Raw genomic sequence first — 16,778 nt, forward strand, 5'->3', positions numbered from 1 at the left:
TAGGCTCGTTTCTTTACTTCGTTTTTCCTCCAGGCCCGCTCGCCTTTCGTGTCAGCCGCTCACCGGAGCAGCTCATATATAATACCATGCCACCATCTTAAAGTCAACACCTTTTTTCAAGTTTTTTGAAGTTTTTTTGATTTCTTTTCTGACAGCGTTTCAAGTGCCTTTTTTCTGGGTTTATATAATGTAATATATATAATAAATACTATATTAAGCATACAGAATCTCTTCCATTTCCTTGCATGTTTCACCCTTGCGCTTTTCTCTTACCTGGTGTATCATATGACTTGCCCGCCCTGATGGGGGAGAGAAAGGTGGTTTTTGCAATGCTGCTTACCGTTAATATCGGTAACTTTAATATGTTGCTCGCTGTATACCAAAACAATAAAATGCTGTTTCGCTCTCAGCTACGCACCGACCCTATGAAGACCGCAGATGAATATGCGATTCAGTTAAAGAACGTTCTTTCTCTCTACGGAGTCTCTTGTGAGGATTTGACCGGCGCTATTATCAGCTGTGTTGCTCCTGCACTTACCAGCAGTTTAAAAGATGCCATTTTACTTTTACACAAGGTGCGCATCCTCACTGTCGGCCCGGGACTGAAAACCGGCCTGAATATTAAAATAGATAATCCTGCCCAACTTGGAGCAGATCTTGTAGCTTGTGCCGCTGCAGTGCGCGCAAAATTCCCGGCACCGAATGTGGTGATTAATTTTGACACTGCCATCTCTGCTATGGGCATCGATAAAGACGGCGCCGTCATCGGCTGCTGCATTTCTCCGGGTATTCGGCTTTCTCTGGAAGCACTCACGACCCATGCAGCACAGCTTCCGCAGATAGATCTCGAACACATCCCCACCACCATCGCAGGCACCAACACGGTGGCCAGTATGGAGGCCGGGCTTATCCTCGGCAACGCCTGCATGCTGGACGGGCTGATTGAGCGCTTTGCCGTATTGCTGGGCGCAAAGCCTACTGTGGTCGCGACAGGGGACTTCTCTCGCCAGATTGCCAGCCAATGCCATCATGAGATTATTTGCGAGCCAAACCTTATCTGCGACGGGCTTGCCGCGCTCTACCGCCGCAATACCAAATCGGTGTAACCTCTGTTTTGCCAGAGGCCTGCATACCACGGGGCATTTCACCCCGGCGGGCATTGCCCGTAAATCATGTTTGCGCTGTATCTGTTGGGGCAACCTATTGTCTGAGGGCAGAACAGCAGCAAGGAGGAATTTGAAATGAAAAAAAGCACGAAAACCCTTCGCCTGGTGCAGCTTGGCCTGCTGATTGCAGTAGAGCTAATCTTCGCCTACACCCCGCTTGGCTACATGAAGCCTGCCGGTCTTGAGATTACTTTCTTAATGGTTCCGGTGACCATTGGCGCTATTTTGCTGGGACCTGCCGCAGGCGCCATTCTGGGCGGTGTATTCGGCCTGACGAGCTTCTCCACCTGTTTCGGAACCAGCCCATTTGGCGCAGCATTGCTGTCAATTAACCCATTCTTTACTTTTCTTGTCTGCGTTGGGCCGCGCATCCTTGCCGGCTGGCTCGGCGGCGTCGTGTTCCAGGCCAGCAACCTGGGCGCAAAAGAAAAACCGCGTGAGTTTTCGTTCGCTCTGACCTCTTTGGTCACCCCGCTTTTCAATACGCTGTTCTTTATGACCAGTCTGGTGCTTTGTTTTTACCAGACCGATTACATCCAGAACATCGTAAATGTGCTCGGCGCGACCAACCCGTTTTCCTTTGTGGCGCTGTTTGTCGGCCTGCAAGGCCTGGTAGAAGCCGCTGTCTGCTGGCTCATCTCCGGCATTTTGTGCCGCGCCCTTTACCCGGTGCTCTATCGCAACACGGCAGCAAAGCCTGTGGCTGAATCCGCTTCGGAAAACACTGTGGCACCCGAGCAGAAACCTGAACTCTAATATCCTGCAAAAAGCAGAAACTGCTCATGGTGCAACTTGTGCACCGCGTGCCTGCTTGCTTATTATTTAGAGAGCTGCCCTGCGGGGCGGCTCTCTTTTCTTGTTTGGCAAGAGATTGCAGTTGTTTTGTCGAGTTTTTGGGCTTATAATAAATAAGATAAAACAAACTACCACCGGAGGATTTGCTTATGGACGTAATGGTGATTGGCATAGCAGGAGGTACCGGAAGCGGCAAAACCACTTTAACCAACCGCTTGAAAGAGCATTTTGGCGATGACGTAAGCGTGATTTACCACGACAACTACTACAAACGCCACGATGAGATGCCCTATGAAGAGCGCTGCCTGCTCAACTACGACCATCCAGATGCTTTTGACACCGATCTGATGACCGAGCATCTGCTTGCCCTCAAAGCCGGGAAGGCGATTCATTGTCCGGTGTATGATTACACAATCCATAACCGTTCTGCCGAAACCATAGAGGTACGCCCCGCCAAAGTCATTATCGTGGAGGGGATTCTGATTTTCCAAAACTGCGAACTGCGCAGTTTGATGGACATTAAGATTTTTGTAGATACCGACGCGGATGTTAGAATTTTACGCCGGATTATGCGCGACGTCAAAAAGCGTGGCCGCAGCCTTGATTCGGTCGTCGAGCAGTATCTTACCACCGTTAAGCCAATGCATGAGCAGTTTGTCGAGCCGAGCAAGCGCGCTGCCGATATCATTGTGCTGGAAGGCGGCAGAAACCTCGTAGCGCTGGATATGATTATTCAGCGGGTAACTAGCCATATTGATGGTAAACCTTCTCAGGAGCCCCTTAAAATCGACGCGGAGTTATAAAACAGCAAAAGCCTTGAACTGACAAAACGTCGATTCAAGGCTTTTTTATTTTCATCAATCCCTTTTATTCATCACAGCATTGATGCTTTTGTTTCCTTTTTAAAATAAATTTTGCAATCACTGCCACCAGCAAAATGAACGCGCACACTGCGCCATAAAGTAATATGGCAGTATACCATGGGGCAGACTGAATCTCGTAAATCATCGGATGCGATTTGTAATCCCAAAAGTCATAGGTACTCTTCCCAATAAAAACACCAAGAGTACTACCAATTAAAAGGTTTAACATACTGTCTATTCTCTTCCGCATCGTCAGGCCCTCCAAAATTCATCTTCTTTCTGCTGCATTAAAAACGGGGATAACTTCTTTCGCCAGTATATCACTTGCCTTTTCTCATGGCAAACTTACAGTAAAAACAAAGCAGCGGTAGATTTCGTCTGCCGCTGCTTTTTATTTGTTTTTTCGCCGGGTGCTTCCGTGCCCACAGGCTAAGCATTTTCGGGGAAATAATACGCACAGAGCAGGTCGATACAGGCCCCATAACTCTTGCGGCCTAGCGGCTGGTCATAGCTTTTTAAAAAGCCGTCATAGACATTCTGCGCTGTTTCTGAAACAGGCGTGCTGTATTTTGCCCAATAGGTGTTATTCGCTATCAAGTCGGCATTTGCCTCGGCACAGATGGTCGGCATCAGCTGTTGCCAACCATCCGGGTCTGCTTGCAGCAATGCATTGGCAAGGTAAATATATCCCTGTAAATAGCCGGAATAGGCGTAGATAGGATTTCCACTGGTAATTGCCGCTTGTATGCCAACAAAGTTGGCCTCCTGCTCCGGGGCAATGGCACGCTGATGTGCCATCTCGTGCGCAATGACCGCCGGGCGCAGCGCATCGGGAAAATCTGTATTAATATTGGCTTCTCCGGTAAAGGGAAAGAAAAAGCCGGTAAAGTGAAATGCACTCAACGCACGAGAGACAAATACCGGCTTGGGCCGACGCACGGGCGCTGCGAGAAACGGATATTCCTCCGTCAGCTTTTCATAAATGCTATCGCTCGCCGTAAGCAACCCCGCTGTATCAAAATCAGCACATCCATTGGCATCGCGGGGAACAGCCTGTGCCGTGCGATTCATCCCATCGATAAAGTACGCCGTAGCATTATAAAGCTGCTGTGCCGAAACTGGCTGTGCCTTTAAGCCGCTTTTTTCCTCAAACGAGGTACTGTAGTAATAAACGCCCCAAAGCAGGCAAAAGCCCGCATAGATTGCGAGTATCATCGCAGCCGCAGCTGCAAAGGCGCGGTAGCAGAGCAACCAGCGGTCCTGCGCACGAAACAGACCTACGCCAAACCAAACCAGCCCTGCAAAAACAGCAACTGCTAGCAGTACCCAGGTCAGCTCTGCCACCGAAAAGGGCAGATGAGCGCAGAAACCTGAAATGCCACGCTGCAGGGGAGTTACGAAATGCTGCAACAACCATTCCACCATCTTAGGGTGGCGGCGCACTATCCAAAAAGCACAGAGCACCCCCAGCGACACGGCGCTTACCGTGTGTAGCGCTGGGCAAAATCTCCACCAGTGCAAAACAGGGGAGAGGATACGTTTTTTCAAGTCCCAAGTGTCCTTTCCGGCAACCGCCAGTTTAGTCGAGTGTCACCTTGCGTACCCATTTGCCACTGTGAATACGCAGCGCACAGCAAATCGCTTTTGCAGGCGACTCCATTCTCATGCACAGATATACGAGATGTGCAGGCCATCCCATCACAAAACCCGCAAAAAGTGCCAGCGGAATGCCAATCAGCCACTGGCAGCCGCAATCGATGATGAACGAAGTGCGCGTATCCCCACCACCGCGCAGCACGCCCACCACGCAGGTGATTTCATACCCGGCGCAAAGCTGTACCAGCGCCACCACGGTGAGGATATGCCAGGCCGCGTCGTAAGCCTGCTGGCTGACCTTGTAAAGCGAAAGAAACGGTGCCCGGCCCAGTAGCAAGAGCACACAGCTGATGCATCCAATGCACACCGCCATAAAAAGCAGTGTATTTGCAACCTTGCGGGTGCGTTCGCGGTTGCCTTCGCCGATGGTTTTACCGGTAAGTACCGCTGCGGCGTTTGCAACCCCGGCAACAAACACCAATGCCAGCTGGTTTGCGACAGAAGCAATGCTGTTCGCCGTCACATACACGCTGCCGAGATGCCCTAAAATAGCACTGATTACCGTAACGCCAAAACTCCAAAGCAGCTCGTTGCCAACCACAGGTAAGCTGTGGCGAATATAATCGGGCAACAGTTCTTTGTCAAATTCCATTACGTGCCGTAGCCGGAAGTGCACGCGCTTTTCGCCGAAATACATATACAAAAGGGCAAGCAGCAGCTCGGTGCAACGGGCAAGTACTGTGCCCACCGCAGCACCGCGCACACCCAGCGCGGGGAAGCCAAATTTGCCAAAGATAAACCCATAGTTGAAAAATACGTTTACAAAAAAGCTGACACCATAAATCGCAGCCGAGATCTTCACCTGCTCTACGGCGCGCAGGCTCATAATATAGTTGTTCGAGATGCTATAAGGCAAATATGCCAGTGCCGCAAGCTGTAGATAAGAAGCAGCCGCTGTAACAATCTCGAGGTCGGGCGTAAACAGTCTCATTACCGCTGATGGCATCAGTGTGCATACCAGCGTAAACAACACTGCCATCACAAACACAAATTTCATCGAAAGGCTCATGACCTTACGAATACGCGCCATGTCTTTTTTGCCCCAATACTGTGCAATCAACACGCTGCCGCCCGAAGAAAGCCCAAAGCCAAACCCCATTAACAGAAAAAACGGCTGCCCGCCTAAGTTTGCCGCAGAAATAGCAACGTCGCCAAGGCTGCCCAGCATCACGCTGTCCATCACGTTAACACCAAAGCTGATTACATTTTGTGCTGCAATGGGCAGCACAATAGCAAACACCGTTTTAAAAAAATTCTTCTCCAGTAAAAAATTGTTTTTGATCCGCTCCACAAAATCCTCCCGTTTGTGAGTATGCCGCCTTTGCTGCATACTCGCTTGCTTGGTTTACGCCACCGCGGGGCGTTATGTCATAATACTTTATTGTAGCACAACACTACTGTGCCGAAAAGCGATACTGCATTATTTTTTTCTTTTTCCTGCGCAGCAGCTATAGATAGAAAAAAGCGAGAGCGGCTTGCTCTCGCTTTTGCGCTGTAAAGCTTTGTTAGAAATCCAAAGAGATGTCAAAATCAGCATCCTTGAATGCGGTTTCCGCCTGCTCAAGTTTGGTAATGTGCAGCTCGCCCTGTACGCGCGCGCCGTTCTCCATCTTAATGGTGCCCGAGTAAATATTGCCCACCACAACTGCGCTGGCATTCAGCCGCGTGTTTCCGGTAGCATTCAAATCGCCCCGTACACGGCCGCTCAGGTCAATATCCATTGCGCGGACATTGCCCAAAATTAAGGCATCCTCATCCACTGTCAGCTGGCCTCTGCTCTGCACATCGCCTTTAATCGCACTGCCCAAAAGCACAAGGTTGCTTGCCTGTACATTGCCGACAACGCGCCCAGAAACCTCTGCATCGCCCGCAACCGACACACTGCCCTTAACGTTGCCGAGCAGGTTGGCATCGCCGCGAGTATGCAAGTCGCCTACAATCACAGCATCCTCCGCAATGGTGGTCATTGTAGTACGCAGGCTTACCGGGCTTTGCACCGGCCGCGGGGATTCCGGCAGCGGCATGCTTTCCCGTACCGGGCGTTCCACTACGGGCGCCTGTACTGCCTCTTTTTCGTTCTCGATTGTTTCGGGTTCTCCCATCGGGTTCAGTAGTTCTTTCATTGCCTGAGAAAAATTATCCTTTGCACCCATAAGCCCTTTTTCCTCCTCAAAATCTATGCCACGTCAATAGCCGTAAGCAAAAGTAACAGGTCGAATATCGTTTCTTAGTCGGCTAAAGCGGTATCCACTTGCCGAAATAGAATCTATCATTTCCGCCAAAACGCTGCTGGTCAGTGTATTGTCTTCGCGGTCGTGCATCAGCACAATGGCACTGTCGTGGCGCTCGATATGGTCAATTACATTGTGCAAAATCTGAGGAGCAGTGCTACTTTTTGAAGCATCGCCGCTGCTGACATTCCAATCATAATAGGTAAACCCGCGGCGCAGCATTTCTGCTACAATGTCTTGGTAAATGCCGCGGTTATAGGTATTAATACTGCCCCCTGCAAAGCGAAATACCGTCGGCTTCTCTCCCGTGGTTTCATAAACATAGTTCCAAATTTTATAAAAGTCCTCAAGGTATGCTTCTACCGAAGCATAGATGTCATCATACTTGTGTGAATAAGTATGTACCCCAAGCGTATGCCCCTCTGCAACAATACGGCAGAGAATATCGGGGTTCGCTTCACTGTTTGCCCCGGTTACGAAAAAGGTGGCCGGCACCTGTTTTTCTTTTAAAACATCAAGGTTTTTCTCTGTCACCGAAGAAGGCCCATCGTCAAAAGAAAGATAAACCGTTTTGGGCATATCGCGGTACAGCACGGGCGCTTCTACACACATATCGGGGTAAAGGCTTTGGTAAGTGGGGCTGTCCTGGCGCAGGCCCTGTGCAATTTTCTCATTGGTCGCGAGTATTTTTTCATTCGAAAGCTGTGTTTCCAGCAGCTCGTTCGAAACAGTCTCCAGCTCTCCTGAAAGACGGCCAATTTCCTGGCCGCGCTGGTGCACTTCTACCCCCAGACCAATACTGATAGAAACAGGGATAAGAATCATCAGTGCAACCACTGTAAGGATCAATCTTTTAAAGAATTTTACTGAGCCAATCCTCATATTCGATTACTCGCTTCCTGGCTTTTCTTCCATTATTAGGATAATTATAATTAAAATCGACATTTTTTTCAATATTTTGACTAAATATTTAAAATATATTGAAAAATTTGTGTTTTATAAATTCATTTTTTGTTCACAACAATTCATTTTTTATTCACAAGCTATTAACACCAACGCCGTATGTAAACGATATAATAAAGTCACAGAAACGGAAGCCGCAACCGAATTTCTGTACATGATTCCTCCTCACACCAAAACACACCCCGTGAAGCCCTGCAGCCTACGCTGCGGGGCTTTACAATTTTTATGGGCAAGGCAGGGTACAGCGTATTGCGTTTGGTTTTCCCCATACTTTGCTGCTTCGCGTAACCATTCCCGGTTAGAGTTCTTAACGCCTCTTGGCTGTTTTTGCAAACGGAACAACAAGCCCTGTGGGGCAATCTTGCATTTTGCTTCTGTCGCCCGCAGCCGCGACGCAAGCATCTGCGCCAGACAAAACATAATATAAAAAGAAAACCCGAAAAGGGAGCCGTTGCTTCCTTTTCGGGTTTTTACTTTTTTATTTGCAGGGTTCACTGCATTGCGGCTTTCAGCGCTTCCACCACTGCGGTTTTATCCACACCGTTGTCGGCCAGGTATTTCTCTTTGCCCAGCAGGCTTGTCAGGTCCTTGCTGCGCAGCACTGCCATGCTCTTAGGTACAGCCAGCGAAGCCTCTTTTGAGGTGAAAACAGTCAGGCACTCAATTTTAACAGTGCGCTGTTTTGCATTGGCAAGCACGTCACGCAGTACACGTACATCGGCGGCACGCTGGTCAAACGGGTTTGTAAACTCGGTACGCTGTTCGCCTGCAACACGCAGCCAGGTTGCATCGCCGGGGTTTGCATAAATCTGGCCGTTGTAGCCGATACATTTAATACCGACAACGCCTGCATAGGTTACCAGCAGCGCATCCAGATCGGTGGATTTTTCGCCGCTTTGGACTTTCGCGGGGGTAATCAGGGTGAAATCGTGCAGTGATGCATAGCGCGCAAGGGCGGCAAGCATTTTGCTTACGCCGTCATCTTCGCGCTGTTTTTTCACGTTTTCGTTGTTGCTGTTGTCCTCTGTCTGAGCCTTAAAGAACCACATGATAAGCGCAAAGACAATGGCCAGCACTACGCCACCCATAATGACATTTTCCATATTGGTCATACCTCGCCTTTTGTATTTATAGATAATGTAGAATATTATAACAAAGTTTAATGCGAAACACAAATACCGCGCCGCGAAAAAATTCTGATTTTTTTGCAAAAAACATTTGACATTTGTCCAAGACTATGATATTATAATACTCGCATCTTCGAGATGCTTATGCGCTGGTAGCTCAGCTGGATAGAGTGACTGGCTACGAACCAGTAGGTCAGGGGTTCGAGTCCCTTCCAGCGCACCAAAAGGCAAACAACTTCGGTTGTTTGCCTTTTTTCTTTGTTTCAGCTTTCGCTTTCACCAGCATTTTATAACAGTGTGGAAAGTTTTGTCTGCCGCGGCGCTCAGTTGACTTTTGGCCTCAAAGGCACTATACTTTGAACTATCAGGTAAAACCGCTGATTGAGAAGAGTAACCGTGATGTACGATGCAAAAGCGAGCCGCTGAGAGTGTAAGGGCGGTGCAGCGCCGCACGGCGAATGGCCTCAAGAGGGCAGCCCGAACCCCCGCAGGGGCAGTAGGCGCTGACGGCAGCTCCCGACCGTTACCCCGGGGCGCATATCCCGTGTATGCGTAATACCACTTATGGGTGGCAAACCAGAGCTTACAGCATCTGTCCCGCAGGGATGGGTGCTTTTTTTATTTTTTCGGTGACCGGCGGGCGGCCACAACCAAACTGGAGGAGATTTATAGTATGGAACAGAAAAAACGCATTCTCACCGGTGACCGCACCACCGGACGGCTGCATCTGGGGCATTACGTGGGCAGCCTGCAAAGCCGTGTTGCACTGCAAAACGATTACGACACCTTTATTCTGCTTGCGGATATTCAGGCACTTACAACCCACTTTGAAAAGCCCGAGCTGATTCACGACAGCATCTATCAGGTCGCAATCGATAACCTTTCGGTCGGCCTTGATCCTGAAAAAGTCACCATCTTGCAGCAGAGCCAGATTACCGCCATCGCAGAGCTGACCGAGTTCTACTCCTTGCTGGTTTCGGTCAACACCCTGCGCCACAACCCCACCATTAAAACGGAAGCAAAAGCCTACGGCTATGACGATCTGTCTTTCGGCTTTCTCGGCTACCCGGTCAGCCAGTCGGCAGACATCACTTTCTGCAAGGCAGACCTTGTGCCGGTGGGCGAGGACCAGCTGCCCCATATGGAGCTGACCCGCAAAATTGTGCGCCGGTTCAATGAGCTGTACGGTGCCTCTTTGCCCGAACCGCAGGCGATGCTCAGCAAATGCAGCCGCCTTGTAGGTTTGGACGGCAATGCCAAAATGGGCAAAAGCCTGGGCAACGCACTCTATCTTTCGGACGATGCCGCCACCGTTGAAGCAAAGGTGAAGCGCGCGCTGACCGATACCACCCGCATCTCGGTCAAAGATCCCGGCCACCCCGACGTTTGCGTGGTCAGCAAATACCATGAAATCTTTAACCCCACCGAGCACGCCAACATCTGCGAGATGTGCAAAAGCGCCAGCATCGGCTGTGTCGCCTGCAAAAAGCAGCTTGCTGCCGTACTCAACGGCCTGCTGGACCCGTTCCGTGAAAAACGTGCTTATTATGAAAGCCACCTCGGCGAAGTGCGTGATATTATCATGGCGGGCAGCGCAAAAGCGAATCTCATCGGCAACGAAACCATGCGCGAAGTCAAAGAGGCAATGCACATCGCACTGTAATACAGCGCATCCGCTTTTGAGCCAAACTCCACGCTCCTATGTTTTAAAACAAAATAAAAACTCCGCAACCCAATGGGCTTTGCGGAGTTTTCTTTTTTCACCTGTTTCAGCAGCCTTGCGTGATCCTATTTTCATGGGTGGGCTTAGGACAAATAAAAAATCGCTTTTGCCTGCCGCCTCTCGCTTTTATGCCTATATCGCGTACACCGCCGTCAAGGCCTGTGTGTCGCACTCGTCGTGCCAGGGCCTCTCTTCCTCTGTGCTTCTCCTTAATCGCCGGTATCCGGGCTATAGGGGCCTTCTGCAGGCGTGTGCGGCAACAACGCCTGCGCCTCTGTTAAACACGCCGCTGCTTCGGGGTTCGTTTTAAACTGCTCCTGTGCCGCTGCAAGAAGCGTCTCTGCCGCTTTCGCGTCCCCAAGCTGCACCTGTTCCCAAACCAGCACCAGCGCAATAGACGGCCCCAGCAGTTCGGTTTTTTGCAGTTTTAAAAATTCTGTCTGGTTTTGCTCTAAAAGCGCGAGCGCACTTTCTGTTTCCTGCTGCGCCAGCAGTGTCTGTATGAGTTGCAGCTGATATGCCACACGCACCAGCCCGTGCAGTTTTTGCGGCTGCACCTTTGCCAAACACTCTCGTGCTTGCTCAAATTCTCGCTTTTGTGAGTAAGCACCGGCTATTTTCATTTGCAGCAACGCAATTGTTTGTGCTGATTTTTTTCCCTTCAGCCGTTTGGTTATCTCTGCAATATAGCGGTCAGGATCGTTTTGCTCTTTTAAAATTGGTGCAAGGTTATCTACTTCTTTTAAAAATGCGCGGTACCAAAGCCAGTTAACCACACAAGCGGCAAATACCACCCCGCACATTGCAGGTATGGTTAGTCCTATAGCGGCGCCTGCGCTGGTATCAGAAGCGCTAAGTACGCGGCCGAACAGTGCGCCTGTAAGTATCGCACAAAGAAAAAATCCTAACCTTACTTTTTTTCGATTCTTTTCTAAAAACACGGTAAGTCCTCCTGTATTTGGCTGTCGCCGCAACACGTAAGCCGTATTTTCCCACCTTCATTGTAGCAGATGCTCTCGGTTTACAAAAGCTTTTGCCAACAAAAAACGCACGCTCTGAAAGGGCGTGCGTTTTTTGTTTGATTAGATAAGGTTAGTTTTCTTCGTTCGGTGAGCTTACCATGCTGGAAAGCACCGATGCTTTGGTGACGATGCCTTTTAACGCACCATCTTCCCCGATAACGCTGATGGGGAATTTTGCTTCTGCTGCAATCGGCAGCACATCGCCAATCAGGGTGTCGGGGGAGGTGGTCGGCAATTCGGTAATCATCATGTCCTGTATCGTCCGCTCCTGCTTAATGGCCTCGACAGCACTGTCGATGGTAAGCAGGCCAGCAAGGTTCATCTTGTCGCCAACAACATAAGCAGAAGAAACACCTGCACGGCGCATCTCGTGGATGGCGTGATTCGGGCCTTCGCCAAGACGCACCACGCAGCTGGGGGTTACCATGATATGACGTACGCTGAGCACCTTGGTGCGGTCCGCGCTGCCGATAAACTGCCGCACATAGTCGTCCGCTGGGTGGGCGCTCATCTGCTCGGGCGTGTCTACCTGAATGACGCGGCCGTCCCGCATGATGGCAACGTGGTCGCCCAGCTTAAACGCTTCGTTAATGTCGTGGGTAATAAAGACAATCGTCTTACCCAGCTTGCGCTGAATCCCCATCAGCTCGAACTGCATGTCTGCGCGCACCAGTGGATCCAGCGCAGAAAACGGTTCATCCATCAGCAAAATTTCGGGGTCATTGGCGAGTGCGCGGGCAATGCCGACGCGCTGCCGCATACCGCCGGAAAGCGCCGACACCGGCTGATGCTCCCAGCCGGAAAGCCCAACCATGTCGATCATTTCCATCGCTTTTTTCTCACGCTCAATGGTTGAGATGCCTTTGACCTCGAGCCCATAGGCAACGTTGCCCAGCACATCGCGGTGGCTCATCAGGCCAAAGTTCTGGAATACCATCGAGATTTTATCCCGCCGGTAGTCCATCAGCTCTTTTTTGTTCAGCTTGCCAATATCACTGTTTTCAAACCGAATAGTGCCACTGGTAGGGCGGTTGAGCATATTCAGGCAGCGTACAAAGGTAGATTTACCGCTGCCCGAAAGCCCGATGATGACAAAGATTTCGCCGCGCTGCACCTCAAAGTTTACATCCCAAATAGCGGCTGTAACGCCGGTTTTTTGTTTTACGGTATTGCGGTCGCCGCCTTCTTCCATCAGCCTTGCGGCCTCATTTTTATTGGCGCCATATAATTTGCAGACATGCTCTGCCCGCAGAATGATATTATTTTTAGTTTCCATCGTTCAGACCCTTCCTTTCTGGAAATCGTGCCGGCATTTGCCGGTAAGGGGATCAGCGGCTAAGCTGCCGCTGCCGCTGCGCTAGTTGCTGTTGTTCTTTTCCTCACTGCGCTTTGCAAGCCCCTGGGTGATGCGGTCCATCACGATGGCAACAATTACTACCGCTGTGCCTGCGATGATACCGCGGCCGATTTCGATACGGTTAACGCTGACGAGCACTTCCATGCCAAGACCAGATGCGCCAATCATCGAGCAGGTCACGACCATTGCCATTGCCATCATCAGTGTCTGGTTTACGCCTGTCATAATGGTAGGCAATGCCTGCGGAATCTGTACTTTATAAAGGGTCTGCCAACGGGTCGAGCCAAAGCTGCGCGCCGCTTCTACCACCTCTGCATCCACTTGCTGGATGCCGTGGCTGGTAAGACGGATAACCGGCACGATAGCATAAATAGTGGTGGCGATAACTGCCGGTGCTTTGCCAAGACCAAAGAAAAGGATCGCCGGAATCAGATAAACAAAGACAGGCATCGTCTGCATCGTGTCAAGAATTGGACGCATGATATTGTTCGCGCGCCGACTGGAGGAAATCAGAATGCCAATCGGCAGACCGAGCAATAGCGAAATCACTACGCTGGCAAGCACAATGGCAAGCGTTTCGTTCATTAGGCTCCATAGACCAAACAAGCCTACCACAAATAGGAGCACTGCATATACAATGCCAGTGCGAACACTGCCGCAAAGTTTCCATCCGCCGAGGAATACCAGCGCAAGCAGCAGCCACCAGGGCAGCAGGTTGAGCAGCGACTCGATGCCGCCAATCAGCGCAGTAAGTCCGGCTTTGATGCTGCCGAAGAAGCCACTGGTGCGCACAGAGAAATCACGCACAGCATTGTCGATAGCCTCCAGGTCAATATTCAGCGTAAACGGGAAGTTGAGGAACCAGTTGTTTTTATCTGCCACAGCGTTGCCATTAATGGCCGCCTGCACCTTTTCTACATCGTCAGGTGCAAGCCATTGCTCCAGCAGCTCCGGGTGTTCACCCAAGAACCACTTTGCGGTATCTACATAGTTGGCACCGGTGTCCTGCATATAAGCCAGTGCTTCACTCGTCAGCGCGCTGCTGGTGCGGTATTTCGAGAGAAACTGGCAGAACTCCGGGTTCTTTTCAGCAAAAGCATTGCTGGTGGAAATTGTGACGTTAACTGCGGGGCATGCCGTTTTACCCTCTGCAAAGCCAACAGGGTCATATGGGGCATCCTGCAGCAATACAAAATCATATTTGCCCATCAGCCAGGTCGGCTCCCAATAATAAGCAACGATAGGCTCGCCTTTTTCATAGGCGCTCGTAATCGCAGCCGACAGTGATGCGTCCGAACCGGGGCGGAAGTAGACAAAGTTTTTATCCAGACCGTAATGTTGGTATTTCTTATACATTACGTTATCTATCTCCCAGCCCGGGATGGCCCCATAAATGCGGCCTTTGCTCGGCTGCTCTTCATCTTTAAACAGCGAGGCGTAGTTTGCAAGGTCTGCAACGTTGCGCAGCTCAGGAGCCATCGGCTCTATGCCGCGCTCGGGGTCTCCTTCAATAACATAGCGGGGCACATAAAAGCCCTGCATGTTATCGTCAAAGTTTGTGCCCATCTCTTGGATGCGGCCGTTTGCAATATCTTCATCGTAAGAAGCGATATTGTCGGTCCACATCTCCATGAACACATCAATTTCGCCTTTTTTCATACCCTCCAGCAGTACGGTACTACTGCCAGTGGTCTCACTCCAGGTGTAGCCATATACGGATTCTGCGATCAGACCCGCTACCGCGTTGTGGAACTTGCTGGAATCCCAGCCTGCATCCGCAAACACGATGGTATCCTGCTTTTTGCTGCCACAGCCTGCAAACAGCCCAAGGCAAAGCAGCAGGCAAAGCAGTAATGCAATCCATCTTTTCATGGTCAGTATCCTTTCTTTTTCTTGATTTCTCTTCTTTTTAAATGACAACTTAAATTATAATACAAGTTGTCACTATCGTCAACCGTTCTCCCCTATTCTTCACAAAAAAATTTTTTATAACTTATTATACTCGCCTAATTTCGCAAAAAAACGCGATTGACAACGGCACAGTCCCCGTGGCATAATCGAAATAGTTCAGCCCGCAACAGCATCCGTGCCCTTGCGTCGGCCGCGATGAGTTTGATAAAGAAAGGTTTGTTATATATATGGAGATTACCTTGACGAAAGGCTGCGTTACCGCGCGGGCAGACAGCCACGGCGCAGAGCTTTTTTCTTACATTGCAGAAGATGGCCGGCAGGTGCTTTGGGGCGGCAGCGAGACCAGCTGGCCCGGCCGCAGCCCCGTGCTTTTTCCCATTGTGGGCGCTGTCGCCAACAACAGCACCCGCATCGGCGGTACGCCCTACCCATTAAGCCAGCACGGCTTTGCCCGCCATTTAGATTATGAAATTGCAGAGCAAAGCGAAGACAATGTCACTTTTGTGGCTCGCGCCAACGAAGAAACACGCGCAGCTTATCCGTTTGAGTTTGCGCTTTTTATCACTCATAAACTCACCACACATGGCTTTATTACAAGTTATCGTGTAGAAAATATCGGCAATGTACCGATGCACTACTGCATCGGCGGCCATACCGGTTTTTGCTGCCCTATGGCAGACGGCAATTTTGAGGATTTTGAAATCTCCTGGCCGGACAAAGAATGCGTGCTGCTGATGCCTTACAGCTGTTCTGCCACCCCGCAGCCCATCAAGGCAGAGCTGTTGTTCGATTCCTCGAGCGAATTTGCGGTAGAGCACTCGTTGTTTGACCTTGGCACTCTGTTTTTGATGCAGCCGCAGAACAGCATCATCACCCTGCAAAATCCGAAAACCGGCATTGGCGTACGGATGGAATACGAAGGATTCCCCGTGCTTGCAATGTGGAGCAAAGAATTTGCAAACGCCCCCTTTATTTGTCTGGAACCGTGGCACGGCATGCCGGATATGGATGGCGAAAACGGCGTATTTGAAGAAAAGCATTTCAGTATTGCACTGGCGCCGGGCGAAAGCCGCACCCACAGCTATGAAGTAACTGTCCTCGGTAAATTTGCAGAAGAGGAGTAATCCTTCTTTTCTACCTTTTATGCCACACAGTCAGCCGCGCCGGTTTGGCGCGGCTTTTCACTGCAACCGCAGCAGAGCGAACATAAAGCGAAAATACAGCAAGTTTTGAGAAAAGATAAAATAAAAACCCGTGCCTTATAGGGCACGGGTTTTTTGATGATAGCAAACTAAAAATTATTTGCTGAGGTCGACAACGACAACCTCGGTTTTGCCAGCTTTAGCTGCCTCGAGTACGGCTGCATAAAGTTTTTTAGCGTTTGCGGAAGAGTTGGTAGCGCCTGCAACAGCAGCAACCTTATCCGGGGAAGAGGTAGCTTTGATGTTTGCCTCAAGCTGAGGAATCCACTCAGAAGCTGCCGGGGTCATCGGATACTCTTCAGCGCTCTTCTCGCTTTTACGAGCACCGGTCTCGTCGAAGCCATCAAAATCGACATCGGCGATTTTGCCGTCTTTATAGGTTACGGTAAGTTTCTCGGTCCAGCCGTGGGATGCTTCTGCTGCTTCAGCAGTGTAGGTGCCGTCAGCAATTTTGCTGCCGCCGCAAGCTACGAGGCTCAGAGCCAGGACCAATACCAACGCAAGTGCAAATACTTTTTTCATGTGTGTTGTTTCTCCTTACTTTATCTTTGTTGTTGGGCCGCCCCAAGTTGGGCGATTGTTTATATCATACTATATTGCTAGGTTTTGCGTCAACCGCCCATGGTTATGAAACTTTTAGGTGTATTATGTGGAACTTAGCTAAAAATATACGATTTTGAGTTTTTGCAACTCGAAACATGGATTATTATTTCTTCTCTTTTCTCTTTTATGCCTTTTTGTTTCATTGCAAATTCGCTTATT

15 protein-coding genes and 1 tRNA gene are annotated in these 16,778 nt (G+C 50.1%); 6 read left to right on the forward strand and 10 right to left on the reverse strand.

The features are described from left to right. Positions 1 to 329: 329 nt before the first annotated feature. The 3 genes from C1A11_RS04450 to udk all read left to right on the forward strand — a co-directional run bounded on the left by C1A11_RS04450 (position 330) and on the right by udk (position 2,764). Complete coding sequence (locus C1A11_RS04450) at positions 330 to 1,106, forward strand: type III pantothenate kinase (RefSeq protein WP_180950248.1); 777 nt, start codon at positions 330 to 332, stop codon at positions 1,104 to 1,106. 135 nt (positions 1,107 to 1,241) lie between these two features. Continuing rightward, on the forward strand, positions 1,242 to 1,922 hold the full coding sequence (locus C1A11_RS04455) for an ECF transporter S component (RefSeq protein WP_102049246.1): 681 nt from the start codon (positions 1,242 to 1,244) through the stop codon (positions 1,920 to 1,922). Between the two features lie 188 nt (positions 1,923 to 2,110). Further along, positions 2,111 to 2,764, forward strand: coding sequence for a uridine kinase (gene udk / locus C1A11_RS04460; RefSeq protein WP_102049247.1), 654 nt, complete (start codon positions 2,111 to 2,113; stop codon positions 2,762 to 2,764). 64 nt (positions 2,765 to 2,828) lie between these two features. On the opposite strand, the gene C1A11_RS04465 is transcribed toward udk, so the two are convergent. The 6 genes from C1A11_RS04465 to C1A11_RS04495 form a co-directional block, all read right to left on the reverse strand. Continuing rightward, positions 2,829 to 3,053, reverse strand: a complete 225-nt coding sequence (locus tag C1A11_RS04465) for a hypothetical protein (protein WP_242965836.1) — start codon at positions 3,051 to 3,053, stop codon at positions 2,829 to 2,831. Positions 3,054 to 3,253: 200 nt separating this feature from the next. After that, on the reverse strand, positions 3,254 to 4,372 hold the full coding sequence (locus C1A11_RS04470; RefSeq protein ID WP_102049250.1) for a DUF3810 domain-containing protein: 1,119 nt from the start codon (positions 4,370 to 4,372) through the stop codon (positions 3,254 to 3,256). 31 nt (positions 4,373 to 4,403) lie between these two features. Next, positions 4,404 to 5,771, reverse strand: a complete 1,368-nt coding sequence (locus C1A11_RS04475; RefSeq protein WP_180950249.1) for an MATE family efflux transporter — start codon at positions 5,769 to 5,771, stop codon at positions 4,404 to 4,406. A gap of 214 nt (positions 5,772 to 5,985) precedes the next feature. Then, positions 5,986 to 6,633 carry a bactofilin family protein gene (locus tag C1A11_RS04480; protein ID WP_102049253.1) on the reverse strand — a complete coding sequence of 216 codons (648 nt, stop codon included), beginning with the start codon at positions 6,631 to 6,633 and terminating at the stop codon, positions 5,986 to 5,988. 33 nt (positions 6,634 to 6,666) lie between these two features. Then, positions 6,667 to 7,593, reverse strand: a complete 927-nt coding sequence (locus tag C1A11_RS04485; protein ID WP_102049255.1) for a polysaccharide deacetylase family protein — start codon at positions 7,591 to 7,593, stop codon at positions 6,667 to 6,669. A gap of 572 nt (positions 7,594 to 8,165) precedes the next feature. After that, positions 8,166 to 8,786 carry a nuclease-related domain-containing protein gene (locus C1A11_RS04495; protein ID WP_102049259.1) on the reverse strand — a complete coding sequence of 207 codons (621 nt, stop codon included), beginning with the start codon at positions 8,784 to 8,786 and terminating at the stop codon, positions 8,166 to 8,168. Positions 8,787 to 8,947: 161 nt separating this feature from the next. Between C1A11_RS04495 and C1A11_RS04500 the strand changes: the two genes are divergently transcribed. After that, positions 8,948 to 9,024: transfer RNA gene (locus C1A11_RS04500), tRNA-Arg, on the forward strand. A gap of 450 nt (positions 9,025 to 9,474) precedes the next feature. Further along, positions 9,475 to 10,464, forward strand: a complete 990-nt coding sequence (trpS, locus tag C1A11_RS04505) for a tryptophan--tRNA ligase (RefSeq protein ID WP_102049261.1) — start codon at positions 9,475 to 9,477, stop codon at positions 10,462 to 10,464. A gap of 269 nt (positions 10,465 to 10,733) precedes the next feature. Here trpS and C1A11_RS04510 read toward each other — a convergent pair whose 3' ends face one another. From C1A11_RS04510 to C1A11_RS04520, 3 genes are all read right to left on the reverse strand, one after another. Further along, positions 10,734 to 11,465, reverse strand: a complete 732-nt coding sequence (locus C1A11_RS04510; RefSeq protein ID WP_102049263.1) for a hypothetical protein — start codon at positions 11,463 to 11,465, stop codon at positions 10,734 to 10,736. Between the two features lie 151 nt (positions 11,466 to 11,616). Beyond that, entirely contained in the window at positions 11,617 to 12,822 is a 1,206-nt protein-coding gene (locus tag C1A11_RS04515) for a quaternary amine ABC transporter ATP-binding protein (protein WP_102049264.1), read from the reverse strand. Between the two features lie 81 nt (positions 12,823 to 12,903). Further along, entirely contained in the window at positions 12,904 to 14,775 is a 1,872-nt protein-coding gene (locus tag C1A11_RS04520) for a glycine betaine ABC transporter substrate-binding protein (RefSeq protein ID WP_102049266.1), read from the reverse strand. A 266-nt stretch (positions 14,776 to 15,041) separates the two neighbouring features. On the opposite strand from C1A11_RS04520, the gene C1A11_RS04525 reads away from it, so the two are divergent. Further along, positions 15,042 to 15,938: an aldose 1-epimerase family protein gene (locus tag C1A11_RS04525; protein WP_102049268.1), complete on the forward strand. Its 897-nt coding sequence runs from the start codon at positions 15,042 to 15,044 to the stop codon at positions 15,936 to 15,938. Positions 15,939 to 16,112: 174 nt separating this feature from the next. On the opposite strand, the gene C1A11_RS04530 is transcribed toward C1A11_RS04525, so the two are convergent. After that, positions 16,113 to 16,538 (reverse strand): FMN-binding protein, encoded by a 426-nt coding sequence (locus C1A11_RS04530; RefSeq protein ID WP_102049270.1) that lies wholly within the window; start codon positions 16,536 to 16,538, stop codon positions 16,113 to 16,115. Between the last annotated feature and the right edge of the window lie 240 nt (positions 16,539 to 16,778).

This window comes from Pygmaiobacter massiliensis (genome assembly GCF_900199435.1).
Lineage (GTDB): Bacteria > Bacillota > Clostridia > Oscillospirales > Ruminococcaceae > Pygmaiobacter > Pygmaiobacter massiliensis.